Origin of the sequence: Domibacillus robiginosus (assembly GCF_000966195.1) — a bacterium.
Taxonomy (GTDB): Bacteria; Bacillota; Bacilli; order Bacillales; family Domibacillaceae; genus Domibacillus; species Domibacillus robiginosus.
Genome location: NZ_LAHL01000024.1, coordinates 24,874 through 41,385, shown reverse-complemented (window position 1 = coordinate 41,385; position 16,512 = coordinate 24,874). Strand labels below are relative to the sequence as shown.

Below are 16,512 nucleotides of genomic sequence, written 5' to 3'. Positions count from 1 at the left end.
ATGGATATTCTCCTCGTCGATGGCTACAATATGATCGGCGCGTGGCCGGAGCTTCGTCAGTTGAAAAACACGGATTTCGCCGGCGCCCGTGACCGCCTTGTCGAATTAATGGCGGAATACCAAGGGGCGCACGGTTGCCGTGTGATTGTCGTATTCGATGCACATTTTGTCAAAGGAACAGAAAAGAAATATCGGGACGCCAGGGTTGAAGTTATTTTTACACGTGAAAATGAAACGGCGGATGAACGAATTGAAAAAATGGCTATTGAATTGACGAATGTACGCGATCAAGTAACGGTCGCTACATCGGACTATACAGAGCAATGGGCTGTCTTTGGTCAGGGGGCTCTTCGTATTTCAGCCCGGGAGCTTTTAACAGAATTGTCAATTACGCAAAAAGGCATTCGGAAAAACCTCGGAGAGATCAGTGAGATCAAGCCTCATGCAAGAATTCCGCTTAGCAAAGAAACAGCTGAAACATTCGAGAAGTGGCGAAGAGGAAAAAAATGAAGGATTGACGAAGAAAAAAATGGTACTGTATACTAATCCTAGCGAAGATTGACAGGCGGAGGGAGATGTGTAAGCGTGAACCGTTTGATTAGTGCAGGGATGGATATGCTTAGTGATGAACAGCTTGTAGAACTTGTGCACAAAGGAAACAGCGATGCCCTCGATTTTGTCATTCACAAATACCGAAATTTTGTTCGGGCAAAAGCCCGCTCTTATTTTTTAATTGGAGCTGACAAAGAAGATATTGTGCAGGAAGGCATGATTGGCTTGTATAAAGCGGTCCGTGATTACAAAGGGGACAAGCTTAGCACATTCCGGGCTTTTGCGGAGCTGTGCATTACCCGCCAGATTATTACCGCCATTAAAACGGCGACCCGCCAGAAACACATCCCGCTTAATTCCTACGTATCGCTCGATAAGCCGATTTACGATGAAGAATCAGATCGAACGCTTATGGATGTACTGACAGGAACAAAAGCGAGCGACCCACAGGAATTAATTATTAACCGCGAACAATTTTCAAGTATTGAAGGAAAAGTAAACGAGCTTTTAAGTGATTTAGAGCGGCAGGTGCTGGCTCTTTACCTTGACGGCCGTTCGTACCAGGAAATATCAGAACAATTAAATCGACACGTAAAGTCTATTGATAATGCCTTGCAAAGGGTGAAACGAAAGCTGGAGCGCTATCTGGAATTCAAAGAAATTACTATTCAATGAAACTTGACGAGTGACCGCTTTCAATGATACGTTTTAAGAATTGAAATGGTAAGGTGATAATATGGCGAAAAAAGTGCCACTTGCGTGTTCAGTATGCGGATCACGCAACTACTCGACGACGGTAAATACAGCCAGCGGCGAGCGCCTTGAAATAAAAAAATTTTGCGGTGTCTGCAACCAGCATACTATGCATAAACAAACAAAATGACACCGGCGCTTCTTTTGGAGGTTTCAGCAAATGTCACGCATTACGCAGTTTTTTGGTAACGTGCGTTCTGAATTGGGCAAGGTCAGCTGGCCGAAACGGAAAGAGCTTACAACGTATACGATTACCGTTATTTCAACAGTGATCTTTCTGGCTCTTTTTTTCTCGGTCGTTGATTATGGCATTTCAGCGCTCGTACGCTGGGTTTTAGCAATGTAAAGAGGTTTCTGGAAAATTACTTGAATACACAGTGTTTTTTCCGTGCTATAATGGATAATGATAATAAGATCAGAGGCAAGCTATACTGTGCTATGCAGTAATGCCTTTATGACCCGCATCATGCGGACCTGAAAAGCCCGTTTAACGGGTTTTTTCATTTGGTTCAAAATGAAAAAGGAGGGAAGGACACAAGTCCCTTTCTATGGAAAAAAATTGGTATGTTGTTCACACGTATTCAGGTTACGAAAACAAAGTGAAAGCGAACTTAGAAAAACGCGTTGAGTCAATGGCTATGCAGGATAAAATCTTTCGTGTGATTGTACCGGAAGAAGAAGAGCGCGACGTGAAAAACGGCAAAGAAAAAATTACGAAGCGAAAAGTATTCCCGGGATATGTGCTCGTTGAAATCGTAATGACGGACGATTCATGGTATGTAGTTCGTAACACACCTGGGGTTACCGGTTTCGTTGGATCAGCGGGTCATGGCTCTAAGCCAACGCCGCTTCTTCCGGATGAAGTAACCTCCATTCTGAAGCAAATGGGAATGGATGAACGCCGTCAGGATGCAGACTATGAGCTTGGTGAAACGGTTATTGTAAAAGAAGGGCCGTTCGCGGACTTTGAGGGCAGTGTTGAAGAAATTGACCAGGACAAAGGAAAGCTGAAAGTGCTTGTCAATATGTTCGGCCGTGAAACCCCTGTTGAGCTTGATTTTGACCAGGTGAATAAATTATCCTGAAAACGGGTTGAAATCTTGTTTGAAAAATGTTACTATTTTTTAGGTCAGTACGTCTTGTACTGCGTAAGACTCATTTTTATTAATCATCTTTATTTAAATAAAGATAGACAGAGTGGGAGGGGCAAAGCCCCATGTACCACATCACGGACTTAAGGAGGTGTGTCTCGTGGCTAAAAAAGTAATTAAAGTCGTAAAACTGCAAATTCCTGCAGGTAAAGCAAACCCTGCGCCGCCGGTTGGTCCGGCACTAGGTCAAGCTGGTGTTAACATCATGGGATTCTGTAAAGAATTCAATGCGCGTACAGCAGATCAAGCAGGTTTGATTATCCCGGTTGAGATTTCGGTTTTTGAAGACCGTTCATTTACATTCATCACAAAAACTCCGCCTGCAGCTGTTCTTTTGAAAAAAGCAGCTGGTATTGAATCAGGATCTGGAGAACCGAACCGCAACAAAGTTGCAACGGTTAAGCGTGATAAAGTGCGTGAAATTGCTGAAACAAAAATGCCTGACCTAAACGCAGCTGACGTTGAAGCAGCTATGCGTATGGTTGAAGGTACTGCCCGCAGCATGGGTATTGTGATTGAAGACTAATCAGTTGTTCGTTTTTGGGAGGTTGCGAGTGAAGTAGCGATACTTCATCCGCAGCCTTTATTCGTGGGAGGTAAATTCCGCTAAAACCACATAAGGAGGAAACAAAACATGGCTAAACAAGGTAAAAAGTTTCAAGATGCGGCTAAGCTTGTTGACCGCACGAAACAATATTCAGTAGAAGAAGCAATCGAGCTTGTAAAGAAAACAACTACAGTTAAATTCGATGCAACAGTTGAGGCGGCATTCCGTCTTGGCGTTGACCCGAAAAAAGCAGACCAACAAATCCGCGGTGCGCTTGTTCTTCCAAACGGAACAGGTAAAACACAACGCGTTCTTGTATTCGCAAAAGGCGAAAAAGCGAAAGAAGCTGAAGCAGCTGGTGCAGACTACGTAGGCGACAGCGATTTCATCAACAAAATCCAACAAGGCTGGTTCGAATTTGATGTAATCGTAGCTACACCTGACATGATGGGTGAAGTTGGTAAACTAGGTCGTGTTCTTGGACCAAAAGGCTTAATGCCGAATCCGAAAACAGGCACAGTAACATTTGATGTAACAAAAGCGATTCAAGAAATCAAAGCAGGTAAAGTAGAGTACCGTGTTGATAAAGCCGGTAACATCCACGTACCAGTTGGTAAAGTGTCATTCGATAGCGAAAAGCTGATCGAAAACTTTACAGCAATCTTTGATACAATGATGAAAGTAAAGCCTTCTGCAGCAAAAGGCGTTTACATGAAAAACATCGCTGTTACGTCAACAATGGGTCCTGGCGTGAAAGTAGATGCTTCATCTTTTACAGCAGTAAAAAACTAAGTTGACAACGTAAAAACTTTATGTTAAAGTAATATTCGTTGGGCTTACACCAGTAAGCAGCAACTTAATCACATACGTACATTTGTACCGTAGACAGCAGGGGCTTCCGAGCTTAATCATCCTGCCGAGGACTTGCGAAATAGATTGCGCGGCTTTTCGTCCGCTTTTCGTGCCTCCATGTCTTCCGGGACATGGAGGCTTTTTACGTTTCCTAAACGGTATAAAATGATTGAACGTTTTTCGTTCAGACAAATTTTACAGGAGGTGTAGCAGATGAGCAGCGTTATCGAGAAAAAACAAGAACTTGTTGGCCAAATCGCCGACAAACTAAAAAACAGCCCATCGACAGTCATCGTTGACTACCGCGGTCTTTCCGTGGCACAAGTAACGGAACTTCGTAAGCAGCTTCGTGAAGCAGGCGTTGAGTTCAAAGTATACAAAAATACGATGACTCGCCGTGCAGCTGAACAAGCAGGTATCGAAGGACTTGGAGAGTTCCTTACAGGTCCAAACGCAATCGCGTTCGGTGCTGAGGATGTTGTGGCTCCAGCGAAGATCTTGAACGAATTCGCGAAGAAAAACGAAGCACTTGAAATTAAAGCTGGTGTTCTTGAAGGCAACTTCGTATCTGTTGAAGAAGTTAAAGCACTTGCAGAACTTCCATCACGCGAAGGACTTCTTTCTATGGTACTCAGCGTTCTTCAAGCGCCAATCCGCAACTTCGCTCTTGCAGCGAAAGCAGTGGCCGACCAAAAAGAAGAGCAAGGCGCATAATTGTAAGAGGAACCGCTTAGCGGTTTAACGAATAAAAAAACATTTTTAAAACATACTAAGGAGGAAATACAAAATGTCTAAAGAGCAAATCATTGAAGCAATCAAAGAAATGTCCGTTCTTGAATTGAACGACCTTGTAAAAGCAATCGAAGAAGAATTCGGCGTAACAGCAGCTGCACCAGTTGCAGTAGCAGGTGCTGCAGGCGGCGAAGCAGCAGCAGAAAAAACAGAATTCGACCTTATCCTTGCTGGAGCAGGCGACCAAAAAATCAAAGTTATCAAAGTAGTTCGCGAAATCACAGGTCTTGGCTTGAAAGAAGCGAAAGAGCTAGTTGATAACACACCAAAAGCGCTTAAAGAAGGTATCGCGAAAGATGAAGCTGAAGAGCTTAAAGCGAAACTTGAAGAAGTTGGCGCTTCTGTAGAAGTTAAGTAATTCTTTGATACAATGACACAAAAGTCCGCTGGTTCTGCAGCGGGCTTTTGTTTGTTGAAAGGGGAAATGGTCGTGGCAGATCATTATTTTTCCAATAAACCAAACAGTGAGCATCGTCCGCAGCAGTTTACTTTTGATTTGCGCGGCCGATCCTATATCTTTGAAACAGATGCGGGTGTTTTTTCAAAATCGGAAGTTGATTTTGGCTCAAGGCTGTTGATTGAAACATTTGAATGGCCGGAAGTAGATGGGCCAATATTAGATGCAGGTTGTGGCTACGGACCAATTGGTCTTTCGATTGCGCCTGAGCAGCTGAACCGAACTGTCCATATGATTGATGTGAACGAGCGGGCTCTTGATCTTGCACGCAAAAATGCACAGCGAAATAAGGTGGAAAATATTCGGATTTACAAAAGCGATCGTCTTCAAGATGTAACCGAAGAGGGCTTTGGAGCTGTTTTGACAAATCCACCTATTCGGGCAGGGAAAGATGTTGTGTTTGATATGATTCAAACAGGATTTGCTAAGCTTGCAGAAGGCGGCGACCTATGGGTAGTCATTCAGAAAAAACAAGGGGCACCATCTGCGATGAAAGAAATGGAGCGTTTGGCCGGCTCGTGTGATGTAGCAGCGAAATCAAAGGGCTATTTTATTTTGCGTGCGAAAAAATAATTGACCCTAAAAAAACCGTATGCTATTATTGTAAAATGCCAATATAATATTTGTGCCCGTTTGTCAATGAGAATATTTTTTTGTTAAAATGGGAACAATGACAACAAAATAGGGCCAATTGTGATAAAAATGAGGTTTTCTTTGACAAAACCTTTTTCTTTTTGTCTTGTTGAGTATGAAAATACTCTGCTTGAAGATAAATTATAGGCAATAATAACGCTTGATTTGAGGGGTGAATCAGTTGACAGGTCAACTAGTTCAGTATGGACGACACCGCCAGCGCAGAAGCTATGCGCGCATTAGTGAAGTATTAGATTTACCGAATTTGATTGAAATTCAAACAGCCTCCTATCAATGGTTTCTTGATGAGGGTCTGCGTGAAATGTTCCAGGACATTTCTCCGATTGAAGATTTCACAGGTAATCTGGCACTGGAATTTATCGATTACAGCCTGGCAGAGCCTAAGTATCCCGTGGATGAGTCGAAAGAGCGAGATGTTACGTATTCTGCGCCGCTCCGCGTGAAAGTCCGTCTTTTAAATAAAGAAACGGGCGAAGTGAAAGATCAAGAAGTTTTCATGGGCGATTTCCCGCTTATGACCGAAACAGGAACATTTATTATTAATGGTGCAGAGCGCGTTATCGTTTCTCAGCTTGTTCGTTCTCCAAGCGTGTATTATAACGGTAAATTGGACAAAAACGGAAAACGCGGATTCACTGCGACTGTTATTCCAAACCGTGGTGCATGGCTTGAGTATGAAACAGATGCAAAGGATATTGTATATGTTCGTATTGACCGGACACGCAAACTGCCAATTACAGTATTACTTCGTGCATTAGGGTTTGGCACTGATCAAGAAATCATCGACTTGCTTGGTGATAACGAATACTTACGCAATACACTCGAAAAAGACAATACTGAAACGACAGAAAAAGCGCTGATTGAAATTTACGAGCGTCTTCGCCCAGGGGAGCCGCCAACAGTTGAAAATGCGAAAAGCCTATTGGTTTCTCGTTTCTTTGACCCAAAACGGTATGACCTTGCAAGCGTTGGTCGTTACAAAATGAATAAAAAGCTTCATACGAAAAACCGTTTGTTTGGACAGCGTCTGGCAGAAACACTTGCCGATCCGGAAACGGGTGAAATTATCGCAGAAGCAGGCACTGTGCTGGATCGCCGCACACTCGATAAAATCATTCCATACCTGGAAAATGGCGTTTCCTTTAAAACATACCGTCAAAGCGGCGGTGTAGTGGAAGACGACATGACTGTTCAAACTATTAAAGTATATGCGCCAAACAGCGAAGAAGAGCAGGTTATCAACATTATCGGAAACGGCTTCCCAGAAATGAACGTGAAGAATATCACACCGGCAGACATCATTGCGTCAATCGGTTATTTCTTCAACCTTCTTTACGGAGTAGGCGACACAGATGATATTGACCATCTTGGTAACCGCCGTCTGCGTTCAGTAGGTGAGCTGCTGCAAAACCAATTCCGTATCGGTTTATCCCGTATGGAGCGTGTGGTTCGTGAGCGTATGTCTATTCAAGACACACAAACCATTACACCGCAGCAGTTAATTAATATTCGCCCGGTTATTGCGTCTATTAAAGAGTTCTTTGGAAGCTCTCAGCTTTCACAGTTTATGGACCAGACAAACCCGCTTGGTGAATTAACGCATAAACGCCGTTTATCTGCACTCGGCCCAGGTGGTTTGACGCGTGAGCGTGCCGGCTTTGAAGTCCGTGACGTTCATTATTCTCACTATGGCCGTATGTGTCCGATTGAAACACCAGAGGGTCCAAATATCGGGCTGATCAACTCATTGTCTTCTTTTGCAAAAGTAAACCGCTTTGGTTTCATTGAAACACCATACCGTCGTGTTGATCCAGACACAGGCCGTGTAACAGGGCGTATTGATTACTTGACTGCAGACGAAGAAGACAACTATGTAGTGGCCCAGGCGAATGTTCCATTGAATGAAGATGGATCATTTGCGGAAGAAGAAGTCGTTGCGCGTTTCCGCGGTGAAAACACTGTCGTTAAACGCGAGCGTGTAGACTACATGGATGTATCGCCTAAGCAGGTTGTTTCTGCCGCGACAGCATGTATCCCATTCTTGGAAAACGATGACTCCAACCGTGCCCTCATGGGAGCGAACATGCAGCGTCAGGCTGTGCCGTTGATGCAGCCGGAAGCACCGATCGTCGGAACAGGTATGGAATACGTATCTGCAAAAGACTCAGGAGCTGCTGTTATTTGTAAGTATGAAGGAATCGTTGAACGTGTGGAAGCGCGTCAAATCCTTGTCCGTCGTATTGAAGAAGTAGATGGACAGGAAGTCAAAGGCGATCTTGATAAATACAAATTGCAAAAATTCATTCGTTCCAATCAGGGAACGTGCTATAACCAGCGTCCGATTGTTGCAGTCGGAAACCGTGTGAAAAAAGGTGAGATTTTAGCAGATGGTCCGTCAATGGAGCTCGGCGAACTTGCCCTTGGACGCAACGTTCTTGTTGCGTTTATGACATGGGACGGCTATAACTATGAAGATGCGATCATCATGAGCGAACGTCTTGTGAAAGATGACGTATATACATCGATTCACATTGAAGAGTATGAGTCAGAATCACGTGATACAAAGCTTGGACCTGAAGAAATTACGCGTGATATTCCAAACGTTGGTGAAGATGCGCTTCGCAATCTTGATGACCGTGGGATTATCCGTGTCGGCGCAGAAGTAAAAGACGGTGACTTGCTTGTCGGGAAAGTAACGCCTAAAGGTGTAACAGAATTGACAGCAGAAGAACGCCTTCTTCATGCGATCTTCGGTGAAAAAGCACGTGAAGTTCGTGACACGTCCCTTCGTGTTCCTCATGGCGGAAGCGGGATTGTCCTTGATGTAAAAGTCTTTAACCGTGAAGATGGCGATGAGCTGCCACCGGGTGTAAATCAGCTGGTGCGCGTGTATATCGTTCAAAAACGGAAGATTTCTGAAGGGGATAAAATGGCCGGTCGTCACGGTAATAAAGGGGTAATCTCCCGTATTTTGCCGGAAGAAGACATGCCGTTCCTTCCAGACGGAACACCGGTTGATATCATGCTTAACCCACTCGGCGTACCATCTCGTATGAACATTGGTCAGGTGCTTGAGCTTCACTTGGGTATGGCTGCCCGCTACCTCGGCATTCATGTTGCTTCACCAGTATTTGATGGTGCAACGGAGGACGATGTATGGGAAACAATCGAGGAAGCCGGCATGAGCCGCGATGCGAAAACGGTCTTGTATGATGGCCGCAGTGGTGAGCCGTTTGATAACCGTGTATCAGTCGGAATCATGTACATGATCAAACTTGCGCACATGGTTGATGACAAGCTTCACGCGCGTTCTACTGGACCATACTCACTCGTTACGCAGCAGCCTCTTGGCGGTAAAGCCCAGTTTGGCGGACAGCGTTTTGGTGAGATGGAAGTATGGGCACTTGAAGCGTACGGAGCTGCTTATACACTTCAAGAAATCTTAACGGTTAAATCCGATGACATCGTTGGACGTGTAAAAACGTACGAAGCGATCGTGAAGGGTGAAAATGTTCCAGAGCCAGGTGTTCCTGAATCATTCAAAGTATTGATCAAAGAACTTCAAAGTCTTGGTCTCGACGTGAAAATCATGTCAGGTGACGATCAGGAAATTGAAATGCGTGATCTTGAAGATGAAGATGATGTGCAGCAGGCAGATACGTTAAATATTGCCCCTGAAACCGCTGGAACTGAACCAATCGGATCAACAGACTGACCTATATAAATAGCTCTTCGTCCAAAAAGCGCTCCGAGCGCTTTTTGGGCGCTTTCAAGGAAATCGGTAAAAAGAAAAGGGAGGTAGGCCCCTTGCTGGATGTCAATAATTTTGAGTACATGAAAATCGGTCTTGCTTCACCGGATAAGATTCGTTCATGGTCTTATGGAGAAGTGAAAAAACCTGAAACTATCAACTACCGTACACTAAAGCCAGAAAAAGACGGCTTATTCTGTGAACGGATTTTTGGTCCTACGAAAGACTGGGAATGTCATTGCGGTAAATACAAACGCGTTCGTTATAAAGGCGTTGTTTGTGACCGTTGTGGCGTTGAAGTAACAAAAGCGAAAGTGCGCCGTGAGCGTATGGGTCACATTGAGCTGGCTGCGCCTGTTTCGCATATCTGGTATTTCAAAGGAATTCCGAGCCGTATGGGTCTTGTTCTAGACATGTCTCCACGTGCTTTGGAGGAAGTTATTTATTTCGCATCTTACGTGGTAACGGAATCAGGAGATACAGCGCTTGAGAAAAAGCAGCTTCTTTCTGAAAAAGAGTTCCGCACATACCGCGATAAATACGGCAGTAAATTCCAGGCTTCAATGGGTGCAGAAGCGATTAAAAAGCTTCTTCAGGATATTGATCTGGATAAAGAAACAGAACAGTTGAAAGAAGAATTAAAATCAGCTCAAGGACAGCGTCGTACACGTGCAATCAAGCGCCTTGAAGTCATTGAAGCATTCCGTCATTCCGGCAACCGTCCGGACTGGATGATTCTAGACGTGCTGCCGGTTATTCCGCCAGAACTTCGCCCAATGGTACAGCTTGATGGCGGCCGCTTTGCGACGTCTGATTTAAATGACTTGTACCGCCGTGTTATTAACCGGAACAACCGCCTTAAGCGTTTATTGGATCTTGGTGCGCCAAGCATCATCGTTCAAAACGAAAAGCGTATGCTTCAAGAAGCAGTAGATGCGTTAATCGACAATGGACGTCGTGGACGCCCTGTTACTGGACCGGGTAACCGTCCGTTAAAATCTCTGTCACACATGCTGAAAGGGAAGCAGGGACGTTTCCGTCAAAACTTGCTCGGTAAACGGGTTGACTACTCCGGTCGTTCCGTAATCGTTGTTGGTCCGAACTTGAAAATGTATCAGTGTGGTCTTCCGAAAGAAATGGCACTTGAGCTTTTCAAGCCGTTCGTTATGAAAGAACTTGTTGAACGCGGACTTGCACATAACATTAAAAGTGCAAAACGCAAAATCGAGCGTGTTCAGTCTGACGTATGGGACGTACTTGAAGAAGTGATCCGTGAGCACCCAGTTCTTCTGAACCGTGCACCGACGCTTCACCGTCTTGGTATCCAGGCATTCGAACCAACATTGGTAGAAGGCCGTGCGATTCGTCTTCACCCGCTCGTATGTACAGCATACAACGCGGACTTTGACGGTGACCAGATGGCGGTTCACGTACCGCTTTCAGCGGAAGCGCAGGCAGAAGCGCGTATGCTTATGCTCGCTGCACAAAACATTTTGAATCCGAAAGACGGAAAACCGGTTGTTACGCCGTCACAGGATATGGTACTCGGTAACTACTACCTGACGCTTGAGCGTGAAGGAGCAGTAGGAGAAGGGGCCGTCTTTAAAGATACAAACGAAGCGATCTTGGCGTATCAAAATGGATATGTTCACCTTCACACACGTGTCGCGGTGGCAGCTTCATCTCTTGAAAACCAGACCTTCACAGAAGAGCAAAACAAAAAGCTTCTTGTCACAACGGTTGGTAAATTGATCTTTAATGAAATTTTACCGGATACATTCCCGTACATTAACGAACCAACAAGCAGCAACCTTGAAGTAAAAACGCCGGAGAAATACTTTGTTGAGGCGGGCGTAAATGTGCCTGAGCACATTGCCAAACAAGAAGTTGTCGAGCCGTTTAAAAAGAAAATTCTCGGTAACATTATCGCGGAAGTGTTTAAACGCTTCAAGATTACGGAAACATCTAAAATGCTTGACCGTATGAAAGACCTTGGTTTTAGACACTCAACAAAAGCCGGTATTACGGTAGGGGTAGCAGATATCGTCGTATTGGGTGAAAAAGAAGAAATTCTAAAAGAAGCACAGGCAAAAGTGGACAATGTTATGAAGCAATTCCGTCGCGGTTTAATTACCGAGGAAGAGCGCTATGACCGTGTTATTTCTGTCTGGAGTGCGGCGAAGGACGTTATTCAGGGCAAATTGATGGCGTCTCTTGACAAGCGCAACCCGATTTTCATGATGAGTGATTCCGGAGCCCGTGGTAACGCGTCCAACTTTACACAGCTTGCTGGTATGCGTGGACTCATGGCCAACCCGGCTGGCCGGATTATCGAACTTCCGATCAAATCTTCGTTCCGTGAGGGTCTGACGGTACTCGAGTACTTTATTTCAACACACGGTGCGCGTAAAGGACTTGCCGATACCGCTCTGAAAACAGCCGATTCCGGTTACTTAACGCGTCGTCTTGTTGACGTAGCACAGGATGTTATCGTCCGTGAAGATGACTGTGGAACAGACCGGGGCTTGGAAATCAGCTCCATCAAAGATGGTACAGAAATTATCGAAGCACTCGAAGAACGTCTTGTAGGTCGTTATTCGCGTAAAGCGATCAAGCACCCAGAAACGGGTGAAGTGCTTGTCCGTGAAAACGAGCAAATTGATGAAGACCTGGCGAAAGTGGTTGTAGAAGCAGGCGTAGAGAAAGTGTGGATTCGCTCAGCCTTCACTTGTAACACACGTCATGGCGTATGTAAAAAATGTTACGGACGCAACCTGGCAACAGGCCAGGAAGTGGAAGTTGGCGAAGCGGTTGGTATTATCGCTGCCCAGTCAATCGGAGAGCCGGGAACACAGCTTACAATGCGTACATTCCACACAGGCGGTGTAGCTGGAGACGATATCACACAGGGTCTTCCTCGTATCCAGGAGATTTTCGAAGCGCGTAATCCGAAAGGGCAGGCGATTATTTCTGAAATCAACGGAACCGTTACTTCTATTACGGAAGGACGCGACCGTCAGCAGGAAATTACCATTGCGGGTGACGTGGAAACACGTACTTACAATGCGCCTTACACAGCACGCTTGAAAGTAGCTGTGAATGATACGATCGAGCGCGGCCAAGTTCTAACAGAAGGGTCTATCGATCCGAAAGAATACTTGAAAATCAAAGACGTAACATCTGTTCAGGAATACCTGCTGCGTGAAGTGCAGAAGGTATACCGTATGCAGGGTGTTGAAATCGGCGATAAGCACGTTGAAGTAATGGTTCGCCAAATGCTTCGTAAAGTGCGTGTGCTTGAAGCTGGAGATACAGATGTGCTTCCAGGCAGCCTGCTTGAAATTCATCAGTTCCGTGATGCCAACGAAAAAGTTCTACTCGAAGGCGGAATTCCGGCAACAGGCCGTCCAATCCTTCTTGGAATTACCAAAGCATCACTCGAAACCGATTCCTTCTTGTCTGCTGCATCCTTCCAGGAAACAACTCGTGTCCTGACCGATGCTGCGATCAAAGGAAAACGCGACGAATTGCTTGGTTTGAAAGAGAACGTTATTATCGGAAAGCTCGTTCCGGCAGGTACTGGTATGCAGCGTTACCGTCAATCCGAGGCGAATTTAAAAGAAGAAGAGTCAGTTACAGTCGAATAAATGCTATCGGCGTCCGGTTAATTGCCGGCGCCGATAATATTTTTTAAAAGAATGGTTGACACTGAAAAATGAAAATGGTAATATGATCAAGGTGTTCCTGTACGACATTATTTTTATGTACGGAGATAGGACCAAAACAATCATTGCTACTATACGCAAAGAACGTTTTTGCAGGCTTGCTGCAAGAACTTTGTTTTTACCCAAAAATGAGCCACCTGGTTGTGTTGGCTTAGAAAAAAAGGAAGGGAGGATCTTTACATGCCTACTATTAATCAGTTAGTACGTAAGCCTCGTAAATCAAAGATCACTAAATCGAAGTCTCCGGCGCTTAATAAAGGATTCAACAGCTTTAAGAAATCCCAAACAGATGTACTTTCTCCGCAAAAACGCGGTGTTTGCACACGTGTGGGAACAATGACGCCGAAAAAACCGAACTCAGCGCTTCGTAAATATGCGCGTGTGCGTTTGAGCAACGGTATTGAAGTAACAGCTTATATCCCTGGTATCGGCCATAACCTTCAAGAGCACAGTGTCGTTTTGATTCGCGGCGGACGTGTAAAAGACTTACCGGGGGTACGTTACCACATCGTTCGTGGTGCGCTTGATACTGCCGGCGTTGAAACTCGTCGTCAAGGCCGTTCAAAATACGGTACAAAACGTCCTAAAGCACCAAAAGCATAATTTTAAAACAAATATAATTTGAATTTCCGAAAGGAGGAAAACACATGCCACGTAAAGGTCCTGTAGCAAAAAGAGACGTATTGCCTGATCCGCTTTACAACTCAAAATTAGTTACTCGTCTTATTAACAAAATGATGGTTGACGGGAAGCGTGGAAAATCCCAAGCCATCCTTTACGCAGCTTTTGATACAATCCGTGAACGCACGGGAAATGATCCAATGGAAGTATTCGACCAGGCAATGAAAAACATCATGCCGGTACTAGAGGTAAAAGCACGCCGTGTCGGCGGTGCGAACTACCAGGTACCTATTGAAGTTCGTCCTGAGCGCCGCACAACACTAGGTCTTCGCTGGTTGGTAAACTATGCGCGCCTACGCGGTGAAAAAACAATGGAAGAACGCCTTGCAGCTGAAATTCTTGATGCGGCAAACAACAGCGGTGCTTCTGTTAAAAAACGCGAAGATACACACAAAATGGCGGAAGCGAACAAAGCATTCGCTCACTACCGCTGGTAATTTTTAAAACAAACTTAAACCTACCCTAATTCAGGAAGGAGAAAGACAATAGATGGCAAGAGAGTTCTCCTTAAAAAACACTCGTAACATCGGAATCATGGCTCACATCGATGCTGGTAAAACAACAACGACTGAGCGTATCCTTTATTACACTGGCCGTATCCACAAAATTGGTGAAACGCACGAAGGTGCTTCGCAAATGGACTGGATGGAGCAAGAGCAGGAGCGCGGGATTACAATCACGTCTGCTGCAACAACTGCTCAATGGAAAGGTCACCGCGTTAACATCATCGATACACCAGGGCACGTAGACTTCACAGTAGAAGTTGAACGTTCTCTACGCGTACTTGATGGTGCGGTAACTGTTCTTGATGCACAATCAGGTGTAGAGCCGCAAACGGAAACAGTATGGCGTCAGGCGACAACATACGGTGTTCCACGTGTTGTATTCGTCAACAAAATGGACAAATTGGGTGCTGACTTCCTTTACTCTGTTGGCACAATCCATGACCGTCTAATGGCGAATGCACACCCAATTCAATTGCCAATCGGTGCTGAAGACGAGTTCTCAGGTATCATTGACTTAATTGAAATGAAAGCAACAATGTATGGCAATGACCTTGGTACTGAAATTGAGGTTGTTGACATTCCTGCAGATTACCAGGATCAAGCTGAAGAATACCGTGAAAAGTTAATTGAAGCGGTTGCTGAGCTTGACGAAGAACTAATGGAGAAATACCTTGGCGGCGAAGAATTGACGAATGATGAAATCAAAGCTGCGATCCGTAAAGGTGTTATCAACGTAGAATTCTTCCCAGTAATGGTTGGTTCTGCATTTAAAAACAAAGGTGTTCAGCTTATGCTTGACGCTGTTATCGACTATCTTCCTGCACCGGTTGATGTGCCAGCAATCAAAGGTACACTTCCAGACAGCGACGAAGAAGTGGAACGCGTATCTAGCGATGAAGAGCCGTTCTCAGCTCTTGCATTTAAAGTTATGACAGATCCATATGTCGGTAAATTAACGTTCTTCCGCGTGTATTCAGGTGTTCTTTCATCTGGTTCATACGTACAGAACTCAACAAAAGGCAAGCGTGAGCGCGTAGGTCGTATCCTGCAAATGCACGCAAACTCTCGTGAAGAGATCTCACAAGTATACGCTGGTGATATCGCTGCCGCTGTTGGATTGAAAGATACAACAACTGGTGACACACTTTGCGACGAGAAAAACCTTGTAATTCTTGAGTCTATGGAGTTCCCTGAGCCGGTTATCCACTTGTCAGTTGAGCCTAAAACAAAAGCTGACCAGGACAAGATGACAACAGCACTTCAAAAACTTCAAGAAGAAGATCCAACATTCCATGCACGTACAGACCAGGAAACTGGCGAAGTCGTTATCTCAGGTATGGGTGAGCTTCACCTTGATATCCTTGTTGACCGTATGCGTCGCGAGTTCAAAGTAGAAGCAAACGTTGGTGCACCACAGGTAGCATACCGTGAAACTTTCCGTGCAAGTGCACAGGTTGAAGGGAAATTTGCCCGTCAATCCGGTGGTCGCGGTCAGTTTGGTCACGTTTGGATCGAGTTTTCTCCTAACGAAGAAGGAAAAGGCTTTGAATTCGAAAACGGTATCGTCGGTGGTTCTGTACCACGTGAATACATCCCTGCTGTACAAGCTGGTCTAGAAGACGCTATGCAAAATGGTGTTCTTGCTGGTTACCCATTGATCGACGTTAAGGCCCGCCTATTTGACGGTTCTTACCATGATGTCGATTCATCTGAGATGGCATTTAAAATTGCTGCTTCAATGGCGCTTAAAAATGCCGTGTCAAAATGTAACCCAGTACTTCTTGAGCCGCTTATGAAAGTTGAAGTTGTTATTCCAGACGAATATCTTGGCGATATCATGGGTGATGTTACATCACGCCGTGGACGTGTAGAAGGTATGGAAGCACGCGGTAACGCGCAAGTTGTTAAAGCGTTTGTTCCACTTTCTGAGATGTTTGGTTACGCAACGACTCTTCGTTCTAATACGCAAGGTCGCGGTAACTACTCTATGCACTTCGATCATTATGAAGAAGTACCAAAGAGTGTTATGGAAACAATCATCAAAAAAAATAAAGGCGAATAATTGATTTATACTTCCTAATCAAGTATAAA

General features: G+C 44.9%; 15 protein-coding genes and 1 other annotated feature. All 15 genes read left to right on the top strand.

Annotated elements, in window-relative coordinates; all coding sequences use genetic code 11:
- The 15 genes from VP97_RS13690 to fusA all read left to right on the top strand — a co-directional run bounded on the left by VP97_RS13690 (position 1) and on the right by fusA (position 16,483).
- The gene (locus VP97_RS13690) at positions 1-510 is read left to right on the top strand and encodes an NYN domain-containing protein (protein WP_050182408.1); all 510 of its coding nucleotides are present in this window, start codon (positions 1-3) and stop codon (positions 508-510) included.
- Between the two features lie 99 nt (positions 511-609).
- The gene (gene sigH, locus VP97_RS13685; protein WP_050182423.1) at positions 610-1,227 is read left to right on the top strand and encodes an RNA polymerase sporulation sigma factor SigH; all 618 of its coding nucleotides are present in this window, start codon (positions 610-612) and stop codon (positions 1,225-1,227) included.
- Positions 1,228-1,288: 61 nt separating this feature from the next.
- Positions 1,289-1,435 carry a 50S ribosomal protein L33 gene (rpmG, locus tag VP97_RS13680; RefSeq protein ID WP_050182407.1) on the top strand — a complete coding sequence of 49 codons (147 nt, stop codon included), beginning with the start codon at positions 1,289-1,291 and terminating at the stop codon, positions 1,433-1,435.
- A gap of 30 nt (positions 1,436-1,465) precedes the next feature.
- Positions 1,466-1,651 carry a preprotein translocase subunit SecE gene (secE, locus tag VP97_RS13675; protein ID WP_050182406.1) on the top strand — a complete coding sequence of 62 codons (186 nt, stop codon included), beginning with the start codon at positions 1,466-1,468 and terminating at the stop codon, positions 1,649-1,651.
- 202 nt (positions 1,652-1,853) lie between these two features.
- Positions 1,854-2,390, top strand: a complete 537-nt coding sequence (gene nusG, locus VP97_RS13670) for a transcription termination/antitermination protein NusG (protein ID WP_050182405.1) — start codon at positions 1,854-1,856, stop codon at positions 2,388-2,390.
- Between the two features lie 166 nt (positions 2,391-2,556).
- Positions 2,557-2,982, top strand: coding sequence for a 50S ribosomal protein L11 (gene rplK, locus VP97_RS13665; protein WP_045851841.1), 426 nt, complete (start codon positions 2,557-2,559; stop codon positions 2,980-2,982).
- 108 nt (positions 2,983-3,090) lie between these two features.
- Entirely contained in the window at positions 3,091-3,795 is a 705-nt protein-coding gene (rplA, locus tag VP97_RS13660; RefSeq protein WP_050182404.1) for a 50S ribosomal protein L1, read from the top strand.
- A gap of 69 nt (positions 3,796-3,864) precedes the next feature.
- Positions 3,865-4,009 (top strand) — a sequence feature (ribosomal protein L10 leader region).
- 59 nt (positions 4,010-4,068) lie between these two features.
- Entirely contained in the window at positions 4,069-4,569 is a 501-nt protein-coding gene (rplJ, locus tag VP97_RS13655) for a 50S ribosomal protein L10 (protein WP_050182403.1), read from the top strand.
- Between the two features lie 73 nt (positions 4,570-4,642).
- Entirely contained in the window at positions 4,643-5,005 is a 363-nt protein-coding gene (gene rplL, locus VP97_RS13650) for a 50S ribosomal protein L7/L12 (protein WP_050182402.1), read from the top strand.
- A 72-nt stretch (positions 5,006-5,077) separates the two neighbouring features.
- The gene (locus VP97_RS13645; protein ID WP_050182422.1) at positions 5,078-5,677 is read left to right on the top strand and encodes a class I SAM-dependent methyltransferase; all 600 of its coding nucleotides are present in this window, start codon (positions 5,078-5,080) and stop codon (positions 5,675-5,677) included.
- Between the two features lie 241 nt (positions 5,678-5,918).
- The gene (gene rpoB, locus VP97_RS13640) at positions 5,919-9,473 is read left to right on the top strand and encodes a DNA-directed RNA polymerase subunit beta (protein WP_050182401.1); all 3,555 of its coding nucleotides are present in this window, start codon (positions 5,919-5,921) and stop codon (positions 9,471-9,473) included.
- 92 nt (positions 9,474-9,565) lie between these two features.
- Positions 9,566-13,156 (top strand): DNA-directed RNA polymerase subunit beta', encoded by a 3,591-nt coding sequence (rpoC, locus tag VP97_RS13635; protein WP_050182400.1) that lies wholly within the window; start codon positions 9,566-9,568, stop codon positions 13,154-13,156.
- A gap of 258 nt (positions 13,157-13,414) precedes the next feature.
- Positions 13,415-13,837: a 30S ribosomal protein S12 gene (gene rpsL, locus VP97_RS13630; RefSeq protein ID WP_045851848.1), complete on the top strand. Its 423-nt coding sequence runs from the start codon at positions 13,415-13,417 to the stop codon at positions 13,835-13,837.
- A 44-nt stretch (positions 13,838-13,881) separates the two neighbouring features.
- The gene (rpsG, locus tag VP97_RS13625) at positions 13,882-14,352 is read left to right on the top strand and encodes a 30S ribosomal protein S7 (protein ID WP_045851849.1); all 471 of its coding nucleotides are present in this window, start codon (positions 13,882-13,884) and stop codon (positions 14,350-14,352) included.
- 52 nt (positions 14,353-14,404) lie between these two features.
- Positions 14,405-16,483, top strand: a complete 2,079-nt coding sequence (gene fusA, locus VP97_RS13620) for an elongation factor G (protein ID WP_050182399.1) — start codon at positions 14,405-14,407, stop codon at positions 16,481-16,483.
- The last annotated feature ends 29 nt before the right edge of the window (positions 16,484-16,512 follow it).

Bases quoted from the DNA above. Each gene is read 5' to 3' on its own strand.
- VP97_RS13690 (WP_050182408.1), top strand. From the start codon at position 1: ATGGATATTCTCCTCGTCGATGGCTACAATATGATCGGCGCGTGGCCG.
- sigH (WP_050182423.1), top strand. From the start codon at position 610: ATGGATATGCTTAGTGATGAACAGCTTGTAGAACTTGTGCACAAAGGA.
- rpmG (WP_050182407.1), top strand. From the start codon at position 1,289: ATGGCGAAAAAAGTGCCACTTGCGTGTTCAGTATGCGGATCACGCAAC.
- secE (WP_050182406.1), top strand. From the start codon at position 1,466: ATGTCACGCATTACGCAGTTTTTTGGTAACGTGCGTTCTGAATTGGGC.
- nusG (WP_050182405.1), top strand. From the start codon at position 1,854: ATGGAAAAAAATTGGTATGTTGTTCACACGTATTCAGGTTACGAAAAC.
- rplA (WP_050182404.1), top strand. From the start codon at position 3,091: ATGGCTAAACAAGGTAAAAAGTTTCAAGATGCGGCTAAGCTTGTTGAC.
- rplJ (WP_050182403.1), top strand. From the start codon at position 4,069: ATGAGCAGCGTTATCGAGAAAAAACAAGAACTTGTTGGCCAAATCGCC.
- rplL (WP_050182402.1), top strand. From the start codon at position 4,643: ATGTCTAAAGAGCAAATCATTGAAGCAATCAAAGAAATGTCCGTTCTT.
- rpsL (WP_045851848.1), top strand. From the start codon at position 13,415: ATGCCTACTATTAATCAGTTAGTACGTAAGCCTCGTAAATCAAAGATC.
- rpsG (WP_045851849.1), top strand. From the start codon at position 13,882: ATGCCACGTAAAGGTCCTGTAGCAAAAAGAGACGTATTGCCTGATCCG.
- fusA (WP_050182399.1), top strand. From the start codon at position 14,405: ATGGCAAGAGAGTTCTCCTTAAAAAACACTCGTAACATCGGAATCATG.